The sequence below is a fragment of the Sinomonas soli genome, from assembly GCF_054782415.1.
In genome coordinates, this window is record NZ_BAAGSN010000013.1 from 206,994 (window position 1) to 222,495 (window position 15,502).

Annotated in this window: 14 protein-coding genes; 6 read left to right on the forward strand and 8 right to left on the reverse strand. The window is 73.7% G+C overall.

Annotation, left to right across the window (positions count from 1 at the left end; genetic code table 11):
- Positions 1-87 precede the first annotated feature (87 nt).
- Positions 88-1,419 carry a UDP-glucose dehydrogenase family protein gene (locus tag ACYVKZ_RS13005; RefSeq protein WP_460992670.1) on the reverse strand — a complete coding sequence of 444 codons (1,332 nt, stop codon included), beginning with the start codon at positions 1,417-1,419 and terminating at the stop codon, positions 88-90.
- A 45-nt stretch (positions 1,420-1,464) separates the two neighbouring features.
- A complete protein-coding gene (locus ACYVKZ_RS13010) occupies positions 1,465-2,622 on the reverse strand; it encodes a glycosyltransferase family 4 protein (RefSeq protein WP_460992671.1) in 1,158 nt (385 codons plus the stop codon).
- A gap of 155 nt (positions 2,623-2,777) precedes the next feature.
- On the opposite strand from ACYVKZ_RS13010, the gene ACYVKZ_RS13015 reads away from it, so the two are divergent.
- Together ACYVKZ_RS13015 and ACYVKZ_RS13020 are read left to right on the forward strand one after the other, a co-directional pair.
- Positions 2,778-3,944: an NADH:flavin oxidoreductase gene (locus ACYVKZ_RS13015; protein ID WP_460992672.1), complete on the forward strand. Its 1,167-nt coding sequence runs from the start codon at positions 2,778-2,780 to the stop codon at positions 3,942-3,944.
- 69 nt (positions 3,945-4,013) lie between these two features.
- Positions 4,014-5,324, forward strand: coding sequence for a cell division protein PerM (locus tag ACYVKZ_RS13020; protein WP_460992673.1), 1,311 nt, complete (start codon positions 4,014-4,016; stop codon positions 5,322-5,324).
- Between the two features lie 13 nt (positions 5,325-5,337).
- Here ACYVKZ_RS13020 and ACYVKZ_RS13025 read toward each other — a convergent pair whose 3' ends face one another.
- Entirely contained in the window at positions 5,338-5,721 is a 384-nt protein-coding gene (locus ACYVKZ_RS13025) for a hypothetical protein (RefSeq protein WP_460992674.1), read from the reverse strand.
- A 61-nt stretch (positions 5,722-5,782) separates the two neighbouring features.
- Between ACYVKZ_RS13025 and purN the strand changes: the two genes are divergently transcribed.
- Positions 5,783-6,364, forward strand: coding sequence for a phosphoribosylglycinamide formyltransferase (gene purN, locus ACYVKZ_RS13030; protein WP_460992675.1), 582 nt, complete (start codon positions 5,783-5,785; stop codon positions 6,362-6,364).
- A 131-nt stretch (positions 6,365-6,495) separates the two neighbouring features.
- Here the strand turns inward: purN and ACYVKZ_RS13035 are convergent, their stop codons facing one another.
- Both ACYVKZ_RS13035 and ACYVKZ_RS13040 read right to left on the reverse strand, forming a co-directional pair.
- Positions 6,496-6,969, reverse strand: coding sequence for an SRPBCC family protein (locus ACYVKZ_RS13035; protein ID WP_460992676.1), 474 nt, complete (start codon positions 6,967-6,969; stop codon positions 6,496-6,498).
- A gap of 79 nt (positions 6,970-7,048) precedes the next feature.
- Positions 7,049-7,534: a DoxX family membrane protein gene (locus tag ACYVKZ_RS13040; RefSeq protein WP_460992677.1), complete on the reverse strand. Its 486-nt coding sequence runs from the start codon at positions 7,532-7,534 to the stop codon at positions 7,049-7,051.
- Between the two features lie 275 nt (positions 7,535-7,809).
- Between ACYVKZ_RS13040 and purH the strand changes: the two genes are divergently transcribed.
- Positions 7,810-9,483: a bifunctional phosphoribosylaminoimidazolecarboxamide formyltransferase/IMP cyclohydrolase gene (gene purH / locus ACYVKZ_RS13045; protein WP_460992678.1), complete on the forward strand. Its 1,674-nt coding sequence runs from the start codon at positions 7,810-7,812 to the stop codon at positions 9,481-9,483.
- A gap of 205 nt (positions 9,484-9,688) precedes the next feature.
- Here the strand turns inward: purH and ACYVKZ_RS13050 are convergent, their stop codons facing one another.
- On the reverse strand, positions 9,689-9,943 hold the full coding sequence (locus tag ACYVKZ_RS13050) for a hypothetical protein (protein ID WP_460992679.1): 255 nt from the start codon (positions 9,941-9,943) through the stop codon (positions 9,689-9,691).
- A 242-nt stretch (positions 9,944-10,185) separates the two neighbouring features.
- On the opposite strand from ACYVKZ_RS13050, the gene ACYVKZ_RS13055 reads away from it, so the two are divergent.
- Positions 10,186-12,408 (forward strand): NADP-dependent isocitrate dehydrogenase, encoded by a 2,223-nt coding sequence (locus ACYVKZ_RS13055; protein ID WP_460992680.1) that lies wholly within the window; start codon positions 10,186-10,188, stop codon positions 12,406-12,408.
- 247 nt (positions 12,409-12,655) lie between these two features.
- On the forward strand, positions 12,656-13,102 hold the full coding sequence (locus ACYVKZ_RS13060) for a DoxX family protein (protein ID WP_460992681.1): 447 nt from the start codon (positions 12,656-12,658) through the stop codon (positions 13,100-13,102).
- 174 nt (positions 13,103-13,276) lie between these two features.
- Here the strand turns inward: ACYVKZ_RS13060 and ACYVKZ_RS13065 are convergent, their stop codons facing one another.
- Both ACYVKZ_RS13065 and ACYVKZ_RS13070 read right to left on the reverse strand, forming a co-directional pair.
- A complete protein-coding gene (locus ACYVKZ_RS13065; RefSeq protein ID WP_460992682.1) occupies positions 13,277-14,443 on the reverse strand; it encodes a hypothetical protein in 1,167 nt (388 codons plus the stop codon).
- 81 nt (positions 14,444-14,524) lie between these two features.
- Positions 14,525-15,487: a hypothetical protein gene (locus ACYVKZ_RS13070; RefSeq protein WP_460992683.1), complete on the reverse strand. Its 963-nt coding sequence runs from the start codon at positions 15,485-15,487 to the stop codon at positions 14,525-14,527.
- Between the last annotated feature and the right edge of the window lie 15 nt (positions 15,488-15,502).

Sequence of the window (15,502 nt, forward strand, 5' to 3'; positions counted from 1 at the left end):
GGGCGCCGCCCGGTGCGCTGCGGCGCTTGTCCGGCAGTCTACAAGCTCGTGACTAGACCTGTCGGCAGTTATCCACAGGGCTGCCGGTCATCGGGCGTGGGCGGCGAGGGCGCTGCCGGTGCCGAGGCCGCGCAGCTCCCAGCCGGCGTCCCGCCACGCTGCTGCGTCCAGGACGTTGCGCGCGTCGAGCATGACGGCCCGGCGGACCCGCGACGCGGCCTCTGCGGGGTCGATGGCCCGGAACTCGGGCCATTCGGTCAGCAGCAGGACCAGCTCGGCACCGTCGAGCGCTGCCGCCGGGGACGGCTCGAACTCGAGCTGTGGGAAGCGCAGCCAGGCGTTGTTGATGGCCTTCGGGTCCGTCACCACCACGTGCGCGCCGGCCGCCGCGAGCCGCACCGCCACATCGAGGGCGGGGGAGTCGCGGATGTCGTCGGTGTCCGGCTTGAAGGCTGCGCCGAGCACGGCCACGCGCCGCCCCGCGAGGTCGCCGCCGCACAGGTCGGCGGCGAGGGCCGCGACGCGTCCGCGCTGGCCCTCGTTGACGCCGTCGACCAGGCCCATCCACGCGTCCACGGAGTCGACGCCGAGCTCCTGGGCCTGCGCGCGGAACGAGCGGATGTCCTTGGGCAGGCAGCCGCCGCCGAACCCGAGCCCGGCCGCGAGGTAGCGCTGGCCGATGCGGGGGTCCAGCCCCATGGCCGCGGAGAGCTGGGTGACGTCGGCGCCGGCGGCGTCGCACAGCTCGGCCATCGCATTGATGTAGGAGAGCTTCGTGGCGAGGTACGCGTTCGCGGCTGACTTGATGAGCTCGGCGGTCGCGTACCCGCACACGATCCTCGGCACCCCGGCTTCTAGGAGGGGAGCGTAGACCGTATCGAGCGTGCGCGCCGCACCCTGCCCGCCGGCGTCGTCCGCCACCCCGTACACGAGCCGGTCCGGCACGAGCGAGTCCTTCACTGCGGTCCCCTGCCGCAGGAACTCGGGGTTCCAGGCGAGCTCGAGGTCCGCCCGGCCGAGCCACTCGCGCACCCGGTGCACCGTCCCGACCGGGACCGTGGACTTGCCCACGACGGCGGCCCCCGCCTTCGCGTGCCGGCCCACCGCGCGGGCGGCCGACTCCAGGTACCCCAGGTCGGCCACGCCGCTGGTCTTGGCCTGCGGCGTCCCGACGCACAGGAAGTGCACGTCGCAGTCCGCGGCGAGGGCCATGTCGGTGGAGAACGAGAGCCGCCCCGTGGCCCGGCCCTCGGCCAGGAGCTCCTCGAGCCCGGGCTCGAAGAACGGTGCGGTGGCGCGGGCGAGGCGCGCCGCCTTGTCCGCGTCGGTGTCGATGCCCACGACCGTGTGGCCCATCCAGGCCAGCGTGGCGGCGTGGACCGCTCCGAGGTAGCCGCAGCCGATGACGGAGATCTTCATGGTGTCCCTTCCTTCTCTTGCCGAATTCACCGGACCCAGCGGGCCTCAGCGGGCGGGGACCGCGGTGCGGGCGATGACGTCCTCGTAGTGCTCGACCAGCTGGGCGCAGATGGCGCTCCAGGACCGGCCCTGCACGCTGCGCCAGGCGGCCTCGGCGAACGCGGCCCGCTTCGCGTCGTCGCCGAGGAGGTCCTGGGCGTAGGAGCGCAGCTGGGCCAGGTCGCCGGGGGAGTACAGCCAGCCGGTCTTGGAGTTCTGCACGAGGTCGAGGGGGCCGCCCCGGCCGGTCGCGACCACCGGCACCCCCGAGGCCATGGCCTCCTGGATGGTCTGGCAGAACGTCTCGAACTCGCCCGGGTGCACGAACAGGTCGAAGCTCGCGACGATCCGGGCGAGGTCCTCGCCGCCCTTGAACCCGGTGAAGAGCGCCCCGGGCAGCTGGGCCTCCAGCTGCGCGCGCAGCGGTCCGTCCCCGACCACCACGAGCCGGGTGCCGGGCAGGTCCGCGAGCACGCGCAGGTCCTCTACCTGCTTCTCCGCCGCGAGCCGCCCCACGTAGCCGATCACGGACACCGGCGAGCCCTCGGGAGTGCACCCGGCCACGGACGCCCGGCACACGGCGTCGCGCTTCGCGGGGCTGAACCGTTCCGTGTCGACGCCGCGGCGCCACAGCTCGACGCCGGGGATCCCTCGCCCGCGCAGCTGGTTGAGCGCGAACGTGGACGGTGCGAGGGTCCGGTCCGCGAGGAGGTGGATCGCCTCCACCCGCTGCCAGGCCCAGTTCTCGAGGAAGGGCACCCCGTACCGGGCCGCGTAGCCGGGCACCTCGGTCTGGTAGACCGCCACCGTGGGGATCCCCAGCTGGCTCGCGGCCCGCACCGCGCGCCAGCCGAGCTCGAACGGGGAGGCCAGGTGCACCACGTCGGGCCGGAAGGCCCGCAGGAGGCGCCGCACCTTCGGCACGGCCCCGAACGCGATCCGCACGTTCGGGTACCCGGCCACGGGCACGGCCGGCAGCCGCACGACCTTCGCGCCGGACACGATCTCGTCCTGCGGGAACACCGCCCCGGCGCCTTCACCGGACGGGGCGAGCACGAGCACCTCGTCGCCGCGCTCGCGCAGGTGGTCGAGCACCCGCAGGACTGAATGGGTCACGCCGTTCATCTGCGGCAGGAACGACTCGGCAACAATCGCGATCCTCACGCCTCCACGCTCCGCCGCCCGTCTGGCCGGGCGGCGGCGGCCGCGTGACCTGCGGGGGAAGGCCCGGTGAACGCCCGGCGCGCCCCTCGACGTGACCTGCGGCACAGTCTGCGCGGACGGGGAATGGTGCCGGACCGGGCTCGGTTGCCCAGAGCATGACGATCCAGGACACCGCATCCGGCCCCGCCACGGCGGCACCGCTCTCGAGCCTCTTCACGCCGTTCGACCTCGGCACCCTCCGCGTCCCCAACCGCTTCGTCATGGCCCCCATGACCCGCGAGTTCTCGCCCGAGGGGACCGTGACGGACGACGTCGTGGGCTACTACGTGCGCCGCGCCGCGGCCGGCGTCGGGCTCCTCATCACGGAGGGCGTGTACGTCTCGGAGGACTCCGGCCCCAGCACCCGCGTCCCGCGCCTGTTCGGCGACGCCCAGCTCGCCGCCTGGCGACGCCTCGTCGACGAGGTCCACGCGGCCGGCGGCGCGATCCTGCCCCAGCTCTGGCACCTCGGCGCGGCCCGCGGCGACCACGCCGACTTCAACCCGGAGCTGCCCTCGCTCAGCCCCTCCGGGATCGCCCCGAACGGCGCCCAGCGCGGCCGCGCCGCGACCGTGGAGGAACTGGCCCGCATCCGCGACGACTTCGCCCGCGCCGCCGCGGCGGCCCAGGCGGCCGGCTTCGACGGCGTGGAGCTGCACGGCGCCCACGGCTACCTCCTCGACCAGTTCCTCTGGGCGGGCACCAACCGCCGCGAGGACCAGTACGGCGGCTCGCTCGAGGCCCGGCTGCGCTTCCCCGCGGAGGTCGCCTCGGCGGTGCGCGCCGCCGTGGGCCCCGACTACCCGGTGATCTTCCGCTTCTCCCAGTGGAAGTCCGGCGACTACGGCGCCCGGATCGCCCGGACGCCCGAAGAGCTCGGCACCATCCTCGGCACCCTCGCCAAGGCCGGCGTCTCGGCCTTCCACCCCTCGACCCGGCGCCACTGGGAGCCCGCGTTCCCCGAGGCTGCCGGCTCCGACGGAGAGGGCGGCGACTCCGCCCTCGGCCTCGCGGGCTGGACCAAGAAACTCAGCGGGCTCCCCGTGATCACGGTCGGTTCCGTGGGGCTGGACAACGAGTTCGAGGTCACGTGGCAGGAGGGCGGCCGTTCCCAGGTCCGCGGGCTCGAGGCCCTGCTGGGCCAGTTCGGCCGCGGCGAGTTCGACCTCGTGGCGGTGGGCCGTGTGCTGCTCTCCGACCCCCTCTGGGTCGAGAAGGTCCGCGAGGGCCGCACCGACGAGATCCGCCCGTTCAGCGCGGAGGACCGGCTCCACCTCTCCTGACCCCGGCCGGTGCCGTGCGCCGGTGCGCCTGAGCGGCGCACCGGCGCGGCCGTGGCACAGTGGAGGGCGATGAAACTCCGCGCCGACCAGTCTGGACTCCGCGGGCTCCCCATGCCGCTGTGGCTCCAGGGAGTCGCGGAAGCCGTCCAAGCCCTCCTGATCTCCGCCGTCCTGGCGATCATCCCCGTGTTCGCCGTCTGGGCGACCGGCGGCCTGGGGCCCTGGGCGCCCGAGGACGCCGCCCGCCTGGCGGGGCAGGCGTGGCTCCTCGCCCACGGGGTGCCGCTCAAGCTCAGCCTGGCCGCCGGGACGGGCGAGGCCGCCGGACCGGTGACCGGGACGCTGTCCCTCATCCCGCTCGGACTCACGCTCATCCCGGTGCTCCTGGCCTGGCGGGCGGGCCGGCGGCTCGCCCGGGCCTCGTATGCGGACACCCTGTGGCAGGCGCTCGCCGGAGCAGCCGCCGCGTACGCCGGATTCGGGTTCGCCACCGCGTTCGTGTGCCGTACCACGCAGGTGGACGTGGGGATGGTCGCCGCGACCCTGGTCCCGCTCGTCCCTGCCGGCCTCGGCCTGGTGGCCGGTGCGCGGCGCGAGGCGGGCGCCTGGACCAGGCTCATCGGCGTGGACGCCGTGGACTGGATCGCCCGTACCGGGCAGTACTCGCGCTGGGCCGGTAGCTACGTCTGGGCGGCGGTCCGCGCCGGGGCCGCGGGCCTGCTCACCTCGCTCGCGCTCGCCGCGGTGCTGCTCGCCGTGGACCTGCTGGGCCACTGGGCCGAGGCCGTGGCCGTGTTCGAGGGCGTCGGCGCCGACGCCGTCGGCGGGGCGGCCCTGACCGTCGCCCAGATCGGCTACATCCCCCACCTCGTGGTCTGGACGCTCGGCTGGGCGTCCGGCGCGGGCGTGGCCCTCGGGACCGGCTCGAGCGCGGGGGCCCTCGCCACCGCGGTGGGGCCGCTGCCTCCCGTTCCCCTGCTCGCCGCCGTGCCCACGGGGCCGCTCCTGTTCGGCCCGGCGGCCCTCGTGGTCCCGGTGCTGGGCGGCCTCGTCGCGGGCTGGTGGTTCGTGCGCGAGGGGGAGGACCACTTCGACGAGTGGCTCTCGATCAAGGTCCGGGCCCGCTGGTTCTCCGCGCCGGTCTCCGCGGTCTTCCTCGGCGCCCTCGTCGGTGCCGTCGCGGGTGCGCTCGCGGCCGGGCTCGCGTGGCTCACGAGCGGCTCCGCCGGCGTGGGCCGGTTCACCGAACTCGGTGTGAGCCCCCTGTGGATGCTCGTCTGGGTGGGGGCGGAGACCGCGATCGGGGCCTGCATCGGCTACGGCCTCGGGCCGTGGCTCGAGCGCTCCCGCACCCGCAGCGCCGACTCCGCCGAGGCCTAGGCCGGCGCCTGCATCAGCCCTGCCGCGCGGCTGCGTCCAGGCCTGCGCGGAGGTCCGCCTGGCAGGTGTCCTTGGCGGTGATGGTGATCGCGTGGTGGGAACAGTCCTCGAAGCGCGCCACCTGGCCGGCGAAGGCCAGTGCAGCCGCGGAATAGAGCCCCAGCACGAGCCCGACGAGCATGCCCGCGATGGCCCCGACGGCCAGCGACCGGGGATGGCCCCCGCGCCCGACGAGCACGAGCACGGTGATCCCGCCGCCCAGCACGGCCGCGGACAGCAGCGCCGAGGCCCAGGCCCAGCCCACGCCGTGCGCCGCCGAGATCCACGTCAGGAGGACGGCCACCGCGAGGACGCGGAGCAGGAGCTGGGTGCGGGCGAGGGAGGCCTGGGCGGTCACGGTTCCCCACCCTACCGGCGCGCGGGCCTGCCGGCGTGCGCGGCGCCGGTAAGGTGGCCCCATGCGCATCGTGGTCCTCGTCTCCGGCACCGGCTCCAACCTGCAGGCCGTCATCGACGCGGTGAAGGCCGGCGAGCTCGAGGTCGAGATCGCTGCCGTCGGCGCCGACCGCGAGGGCACCTATGGCATCGAGCGCTCGGACGATGCCGGCCTCGAGACCTTCGTGGTGAACTTCAACTCGTTCCCCACCCGGGCGGAGTGGGATGCCGCCCTCGCGGACAAGGTCGCGTCCTACCGCCCGGACGTCGTCGTCTCCTCGGGCTTCATGAGGATCGTCAGCCCCGAGTTCATCGCGCGCTTCGGCGGCCGCTACCTCAATACGCATCCAGCGCTCCTGCCGGCCTTCCCTGGGGCGCACGGGGTCCGCGACGCCCTCGACTACGGAGTCAAGGTCACCGGCTGCACGGTCCACTGGGCCGACGCCGGGGTGGACACTGGGCCGATCATCGCCCAGGAGTCCCTCGCGGTCGCCGACGGCGAGGACGAGGACTCGCTCCACGAGCGCATCAAGGTCATCGAGCGGCGGCTGCTCATCGACGTCCTGCGCCGGCTGGCAGCGGGGGAGGTCCCCGCACCGGCCTGACCCGGCTTCGGCCTGACCCGGGCCGGTCACTGAGCTGTCCGGTTCCGCCGCCCGTCCGGTGGGGGAGACGCACGACGGCGCGTGCCCGCCTGAGCGGGGCACGCGCCGTCGTACGCGGGAAGGCGGGTCGATCAGAGGGTGCCGCCGCTCTGCGGGGGCGCGTCCACGGAGCCGCGCCATCCGCCGGCGGCACCGTTGGACTCCACGAAGTCCTTGAACTTCTTCAGGTCGCTCTTGACCTGGGCGTTGTCGGCGCCGAAGGCCGCACCGATCTTCTCAGTCGCGGAGCCCGGCTCCCAGTCGAACTGGACCGACACCCGGGATTCGGCATCGTTGAGCCGGTGGAAGGTGACGACGCCCGCGTGGTTGGGGCCGTCGGTGCTCTTCCACGCGATCCGCTCGTCCGGGTTCTGCTCGGTGATCACCGTGTCGAATTCGCGGGTCTGCCCGGCCACCTTCGTGGTCCAGTGCAGGTGGGTGTCGTCCTGCTGGACCACGGACTCGACGCCTCCCATGAAGTGCGGGAAGGACTCGAACTGGGTCCACTGGTTGTACGCCGTCGCGACGGGGACGGCAACATCGATCGTTTCCTGGACGGTAGACATGCTTTTCTCCTAGCGAGGTTGGCGCTGTGGGGACTCTCTACAGGTACCCGGCGGCATGGAAGCCAAAACACCGGGCGGGCTACTTCACGGCCGCCTTGATCGCGGTCTTCGCCTGGGCGGCCTTGGCCTGCGCCACCTTGCGCCGGGCCTTGACGGGGTGGTGCTTGCGGTCGATCAGGAGGGCCACGCCGATCCCGGCGAGCCAGATGTCCTTGGCCATGGGCACGCCCGCGGGTGTGGGCCTGATCCCGTCCGGCTGGGTCAGGCCCGGGGTCTTCGAGTAGACGGCGAGCAGGCCGGCGGAGAACGCCGTGAGGCCCAGCGCCGCGAGACGGGTGGGGACGAAGGGTGCCAGGAGGGCTGCCCCCAGTCCCACCTCGGCGCCGGCGACGAGCTTGCCGAACGTCTTCGGGGCCACCTGCTTGGCCTGGGGGATCGCGTGGGCGGTCATGTCCTGGAGCCGCTCGGCGCCCTCGGCGTCGAGCGAGAGCTTGGAGACTCCCGAGTTGAGGACGAAGGCGCCCGCGACGAGGCGCAGGACGGCGTGGCTGAGCTTGAATCCCATGGTGTGTGCCTTTCGGTGTGGATGCTGGAGCGTTAGCGGCGGGGAGAGGACTTCCGGAGCCTGCGGGCGCCCACCCAGGCGACCCGGACCTTGTACGGCCCCCGGTGGACCATTCGCGCACGGCGGCCCTCCCTCCTCGCTGGGTGACGGGATGCTTCTCGCCAGACCCTTCCCCGGACGGGGCCTCCGTCAACCAACCGCGGCCCCGGGGCGGCCGGGAGCGGCGACGGTAGAATGGCGCCGACCCCACCCCGCTGCTGCTTCGAGAAAGACGAGTGCCTGTGACCCAGCTGGACCGCGTTCCCATCCGCCGAGCCCTGATCTCGGTGTACGACAAGACGGGGCTCGAGGAGCTCGCCGTCGGGCTCTCCGAGGCCGGCGTGCGGATCGTCTCGACCGGGTCGACCGCGAAGCGGATCGCGGCCGCCGGCGTCCCGGTCCAGGAGGTCGAGGAGGTCACCGGCTCGCCCGAGATGCTCGACGGCCGCGTCAAGACCCTCCACCCGCGCATCCACGGCGGCATCCTCGCGGACCGCCGCGTGCCAGCCCACGTCCAGACGCTCCAGGACATGGACATCGAGCCGTTCGACCTCGTCGTCGTGAACCTGTACCCGTTCGTGGAGACGGTCGCCTCCGGGGCGGCGATGGACGACGTCGTCGAGCAGATCGACATCGGCGGCCCCGCGATGGTGCGCTCCGCGGCGAAGAACCACGCGGCCGTCGCCATCGTGGTGGACCCGGGCGCCTACGGCGACGTCGTCGCGGCCGCGAAGGCCGGCGGCTTCGACCTGAGCACGCGCCGCCGCCTGGCGGCGAAGGCGTTCGCGCACACCGCGGCGTACGACACGGCCGTGGCGACGTGGACGGCGAGCCAGTTCCCGGACGAGGACGAGAGCGGCGCGGTGCACTGGCCCGCGTACGCCGGGCTCGCGCTCGAGCGCTCCGAGGTGCTCCGCTACGGCGAGAACCCGCACCAGCCGGCCGCGCTCTACGTGGACCGGGCCGCCCCGGCGGGCATCGCCCAGGCGGACCAGCTCCACGGCAAGGCCATGAGCTACAACAACTTCGTCGACGCCGACGCCGCCCTGCGGGCCGCCTTCGACTTCGACGAGCCGGCCGTCGCGGTCGTCAAGCACGCGAACCCGTGCGGCATCGCCGTCGCCACGCCCGGAGCCGAGGACCCGATCGCGGACGCGCACCGCAAGGCGCACGCGTGCGACCCGGTCTCCGCGTTCGGCGGCGTCATCGCGGCCAACCGCACGGTGACCCGCGGCATGGCCGAGACCGTGGCGGGCATCTTCACCGAGGTGGTGATCGCGCCGGACTTCGAGCCCGAGGCCGTCGAGATCCTCTCGAAGAAGAAGAACATCCGCCTCCTCGCCCTCCCCGAGGGCTACGGCCGCTACCCGACCGAGATCAAGCAGATCTCCGGCGGCGTGCTGGCCCAGGTCAGCGACACATTCTCCGCCGAGGGCGACGACCCGGCCCGCTGGACCCTCGCCGCGGGCGAGGCGGCCGACGAGGCGACCCTCGCCGACCTCGCCTTCGCCTGGCGGGCCTCCCGCGCGGCGAAGTCCAACGCGATCCTGCTGGCCAAGGACGGCGCCTCCGTCGGCATCGGCATGGGCCAGGTCAACCGCGTCGACTCGTGCCGCCTCGCGGTGGAGCGCGCCAACACCCTCGGCGTGGAGGTGACGTCCGACGTCGACTCGGCCGGCGGCGCGTCCGGCACCGGCGGTTCCGGGTCGGCGCCGGAGCGCGCACGCGGCGCCGTCGCGGCGTCGGATGCGTTCTTCCCGTTCGCCGACGGGCTGCAGATCCTCCTCGATGCCGGGGTCAAGGCCGTGGTCCAGCCCGGCGGGTCCGTTAGGGACGAGGAGGTCGTCGAGGCGGCGAAGGCCGCCGGCATCTCGATGTACTTCACGGGCGCGCGCCACTTCTTCCACTGACGCCCCACCCTGTAGGGAGCCAGGAAGCTAAGGAGCGAGGAGGGAGGCGGGGTCATCTGGCCCCGCCTCCCTCCTCCCGTTCCGGGTACGCATCTCCTGGCCGAATCGGCGTTCCGGGTACGCATCTCGTCGCCGAATCGGCGTTCCGGGCACGCGGACGGGCCCCGACGGTCCTGCGCCGACAGTCCTGCGCCGTGCGGACGGGTCAGTGGCGTCGCGGCGAGGGCGGGTCCTGCCGCGCGTCCAGCCACTTCCGCACCGCGTCGAGGGCAGCGTCCGGGCCGGCCACCACGGCCATGCTGGCGGGCTCGCTCTGGCCCTCCGAGGCGAGGATGCGCACCCTCAGGCCCTGGTCGGAGCCCGGCTCGCGCCACACGCGCAGGACCAGTGCGCCCAGTTCCTCGAGCGCCGGCTCGGGCGACTCGTCCTGATCGCCGACGGACGCGGAATGCTGTGCCATGCTCTCCCCTGAGGATCGATGCTGATCGACAGCGGGCACGTGGCCCGCGTCTCCTTCCCCCCGGGCCAGTCTAGGCACGCCGGGCGCCTGATCCGGGTGCCCCGACAGTCACGAATCGGGCCAGCGCTCTGTCTCCGGTAAGTTAAGGACGTTGACATAGCAGCACTCACGCACACTGCGGCCCATGCAAATGCGCGCATCCGCGCCGCGGTCTGCTCCAGCTCCGCAGGAGGCGCCCACCCATGGCCACCATCATCTATACGCACACGGACGAGGCGCCGATGCTGGCGACTCACTCCTTCCTGCCGATCGTCAAGGCCTACTCCTCGGCGGCAGGCGTGCAGATCGAGACGCGGGACATCTCCCTGTCGGGCCGCATCATCGCTGCCTTCGGCGACTACCTGACGGCCGAGCAGCAGCAGTCGGATGCGCTCGCCGAGCTCGGCGCCCTCGCCAAGACGCCCGAGGCGAACATCATCAAGCTGCCGAACATCTCCGCCTCGATCCCGCAGCTCAAGGCCGCGATCGCCGAGCTGCAGTCCCGGGGCTACGCGCTGCCCGACTACCCGGATAACCCCTCCTCGGACGAGGAGACGGACATCCGCTCGCGCTACGACAAGATCAAGGGCTCCGCGGTGAACCCCGTGCTCCGCGAGGGCAACTCGGACCGCCGCGCCCCGCTGTCGGTCAAGAACTACGCGCGCAAGAACCCGCACTCCATGGGTGCGTGGAGCGGCGACTCGAAGACCAACGTGGCCACGATGGACGAGAACGACTTCCGCGCGAACGAGAAGTCCGTGGTCATGCCGGCCGACGATTCGCTCACCATCCAGCTCGCGCTCCCGGACGGCACGGTCAAGGAGCTGAAGAAGGGCATCAAGGTCCTCGCGGGCGAGGTCGTGGACGGCACCGTGATGCGTGCCGCCGCGCTCGATGACTTCCTCGCCGCCCAGGTGGCCCGCGCCAAGGAGGAGGGCGTCCTCTTCTCGGCCCACCTCAAGGCGACCATGATGAAGGTCTCCGACCCGATCATCTTCGGCCACGTGGTCACCGCCTACTTCGCCGAGCTGTTCGAGACCTACGGCAAGCAGCTCGCCGCCGCGGGCCTGAGCCCCAACAACGGCCTCGCCGCGATCCTCAACGGCCTGGACGCCCTGCCGGAGGACGTCCGCGACGGCGTCAAGGACCTCATCCAGAAGGGACTCACCGAGGGCCCGGCGCTGGCGATGGTGGATTCGGACAAGGGCATCACCAACCTCCACGTCCCCTCGGACGTGATCGTGGACGCCTCGATGCCCGCGATGATCCGCATCGGCGGCCACATGTGGGGCCCGGACGGCCAGGAGCACGACACGCTCGCGGTCCTGCCCGACTCCTCGTACGCCGGCGTGTACCAGACCGTGATCGACGACTGCCGCGAGCACGGCGCCCTCGACCCCACCACGATGGGCACCGTCCCGAACGTGGGCCTCATGGCACAGGCGGCCGAGGAATACGGCAGCCACGACAAGACCTTCGAGATCCCGGCCGCGGGCAGCGTCCAGCTCGTCAACCGGGCCGGCGACGTCCTCATCGAGCACGCTGTCGAGCCGGGCGACATCTGGCGCGCCTGCCAGACCAAGGACGTGCCGATCCGCGACTGGGTCAAGCTCGCCGTCAACCGCGCCCGCGCCACGGACACCCCCGCCGTGTTCTGGCTCGACGAGGACCGCGCCCACGACCGCAACCTCATCGCGAAGGTCCGCGAATACCTCGGCGAGCACAACACCGACGGCCTCACCATCGAGATCCTCCCGCCCGCGGAGGCCACCGCCTACACGCTCGAGCGGCTCCGCAAGGGCGAGGACACCATCTCGGTCACCGGCAACGTGCTGCGCGACTACCTCACCGACCTGTTCCCGATCCTCGAGCTGGGCACGAGCGCCAAGATGCTCTCGGTCGTCCCCCTCATCGCCGGCGGCGGCCTCTTCGAGACCGGCGCGGGCGGGTCGGCCCCCAAGCACGTCCAGCAGCTCCTGAAGGAGAACTACCTGCGCTGGGACAGCCTCGGGGAGTTCTTCGCGCTCGTGCCGTCCTTCGAGCTCTACGCGGAGCAGGCGGGCCTGCCGGCCGCGAAGGTCCTCGCGGACACGCTCGACCGCGCCACCGGCACGTTCCTGCTCGAGAACAAGTCCCCGGGCCGCAAGCTCGGAACCATCGACAACCGGGGCTCGCACTTCTTCCTCGCCCTGTACTGGGCGCAGGAGCTGGCGAAGCAGACGGACGACGCCGGCCTCGCCGCCGCCTTCGCGCCCGTCGCCGAGGCCCTCGCCTCGCAGGAGGACGCCATCGTGGCGGAGCTGCTCGCGGTGCAGGGCTCGCCGGTCGAGCTCGGCGGCTACTACCGCCCCGATGAGGAGAAGGTGTTCGCGGTCATGCGCCCCTCCCAGACCCTCAACGGCATCGTGGACGGCCTGGCCAAGTAGCGCCCCAGCCCCACGGGCGGGTTGAGTCCCGCCAGTCACGACGGCGCCCCGCGCCGGAGGTGGTCAACCATCTCCGGCGCGGGGCGCCGTTGCCGTCTGGCGCTCGGCGCCCCCGGCGGTTTGCCGGACGTCATGCTTTTTGACACCGGACCGCTGTCTCGGGATGATGGTTGAAGCTTCAATCGTATGTGGTCGCCTGTCTGGCGACCGCGAAGCCGATGCCCCACCGACAGCAAGGAGCCCCCCCATGGCACCCGCCAACAGCCCCGTCCTCGCCGACACGGCCCGCACGATCCTGCGCGTGGCGCTGGGCGCCGTCTTCCTGGCCCACGGCTGGCAGAAGTTCTTCGAGTTCACCATCCCCGGCGCCCAGGGCGCCTTCGCGCAGATGGGCGTCCCCGGGGCGCAGATCGCAGCGCCCGTGGCCGCTACCCTCGAGCTCGTGGGCGGTGCCCTGCTCGTCCTGGGCGTGCTGACCCGGATTGCCGGCATGCTCCTGGCCCTCGAGATGCTGGGCGCGCTGTTCCTTGTGCACGTTTCCGCCGGCATGTTCGTCGAGAAGGGCGGCATGGAGCTCGTGCTGGTGCTCGCGGCGGGCGCGGCCGCTGTGGCCCTCGTGGGGCCGGGGCGCTTCTCGGCCAGCGGCCTGCTCTTCGGCCGCGCCTCCGGACGCTGGGCCAGCATCGCGGCCTGACGATCCCGTCCGGACAGCGGCGTCCCCGCCCCGAGGTGCACCGGCACCTCGGGTGCGGGGACGCCGTCGTCGCCTGCCCGCCGGCGCCGGGACCGCGGCACCCGGATCGGTCGTGATGCCCCAACTCACCACGTCCGATCCGGACGGAAGCCGCGGCCCGGCGCCAGGGACGCATCAGGCCGACGCGGTCGCGGGGCGTCGGCGCACCACGAGCCCAGTCCCGAGGCCGGCGCCGGCGCCCAGCAGGAGGCCGAGGCCGGCGAGCGCCATCGCGAGGGTGAGGCTCAGGCTGCCACCGGCGTCCTGCGCGAGCGACGCCGGGCACAGTCCCGGAGCCTGGGCGGCCCGGGGTGCCGGGTACGGACCGGCTGCCGAGCTCGCGCCGCCGGCGGACGCAGCGGTCCCGGCCGAGCCCGGCAACCCGTTCCCGGACTCTCCGGCGGTGCCCGAGGCTGTGGGGACGCCGGCGAGCCCGTGAGCGGAGGCCCATCCGGCGGGCATCCCGCTCCACCCGGCAGCGCCGAGGACCGCGGGCTCCACGGGACCCAGGGCGGCTCCGGGAAGGGCGTCCGGGACCGAGCCGTTGGCGGCCTCCGGCATCGTCCCGGCGCCCGAGCCCGTGTCCGAGCCGGTGTCAGATCCCGTCCCGGAGCCCGTGCCCGGACCGGAGCTGCTGCCGGGGGCACCCGCGGCCGGCCCAGAGGCCGGGGCACCGCAGCCGCCCTGGGGCAGCGTCGCAGCGGTGCCGTCCAGGCTCACCCCGATGGGCAGCGCGAGGCACACCCGCGGGGCGGTGGCGGCGCCGATTCCTTCCAGCGCCGGGTCGCCGAGGCCAGCGCCCGCGAGGACGGGCCCGGTGGTGGCGCCCGTGGGGGCGGCGGCGGTCAGCACAGGATCGGTGACCGCGGCGACCCCGCCAGCGGAGCCCGTCCCGGCCCCCACGTCCGAATCGCGCACGACGGCGCCCGTGGTCGCCCCGCTCGGCGCGACGAGGGTCAGCGCCGGGTCGGTGACCGCGGCGGCCGCGCCCCCGGCGCCCGTCCCGGTCCCGGCGGGCGACGAGGTGCCGGCGGTGCCGTCCTTCGGTCCGCTCCCGGCATCGGGATCGCTCACGACTGTGCCGGCGGCCGCCCCGGTGGGGGCGTGGAGGGTCAGCGCCGGGTCGGTGACCGCGGTGACTGCGGGAAGCGGTGAGGCCGTCACCGCGGTCGGCGCGGCGACGACCGCGCTGGGATCAGTTGTGACGGTGGTCGCATCCGCACTGGCGGCGGCATGGCCGAGGCCCAGCAGGCCTCCCGCGACCACGGTGCCGAGCATGGCCCGGCGCAGCAGGGTATTCACAGTTGTTCTCCTGACAACGATTCGATGGCGCGTTGCGCGCCTGGGACGCATGTGCCTGCACGGGGGCAGACTCGTCCCCTCCTAGTCGGGAGTCGAACCGGGATCGAAGGCCGGCAGCGACGGGAGCGTCACGGCCTGCGGACGCACGCGCGGACCGGCTCGCCAGGCCAGGGCGAGCGCGAAGCCTGCCGCGGCGAGGGCCGCAGCGCCCGGGCCAGCTCCGCCGGATCCGACGAGGCTCCCGTTCGCGGAGCCGGCAGCCGTCGGGAGCGCGGGCAGCGCCGGGAAGCCCGGCGCCGACCCGTCGGGAAGCGCGGCCGGAGCGGCGTCGGCCATGAGCGCCGCTGGCACGAGCGGACCGGCGACCAGGACCCTCAGCACCGCATCCGCCGAGGATCCTGCGCGGCCCGCGGCCGGCGCCTGCGGGACCGGGCGGGACGCCGCTGAGGCGGCTCCGGCCGCCTGCCCTCCGGAGGAGGTGCCAGACGCTTCCCGGGCCTCGGCCGCCTGCGCGCCGACCGGCGCAGAGAGGACGGGCGCGGAGCGAACGGGCGTAGAGATGACAGGCGCGGAGAGGACGGGCACCCGTGTCCCGGCCAAGGGTGCTGGCAGGACGGCCCGCGTCCCGTCCGCGACGGCCTGTGCCGCGGTGCCCGCGCTGTCCACGGCGCTGCCGAGGGTACCGGCGGTCCCGGACACCACCGGGGCGAGGACGGGGGAGAGCGGCGTGAGCGGGCCCTCGGTGAGCGGCTCGACGGCCTGCGGCACCGCTCGGACCTGGGAGGCCCCCGAGGACGCGGCTGCTGCGGCAGGCCCGGCGACGGTGCCGATCGGGTCCGAGGCGAGTGGCGCCGTCGTGCGCGCGAGCGTCCCGACGACGCCCGCGCCGGAGGACAGGCTGAGGACCGAGGGGTCAGGCGGCGGGGCCGCAGCGCTTGCGGCGGCGCCGGAGAGGAGCAGCCAGCCCAGGCCGAGTCCGGCGGCCGCCGCAGCGTGGCGCACGAGGGCAAGCGCTCTGGTGCGCCAGTCGGCATGGTCGCGCATCCCCTCGCCCTCCTC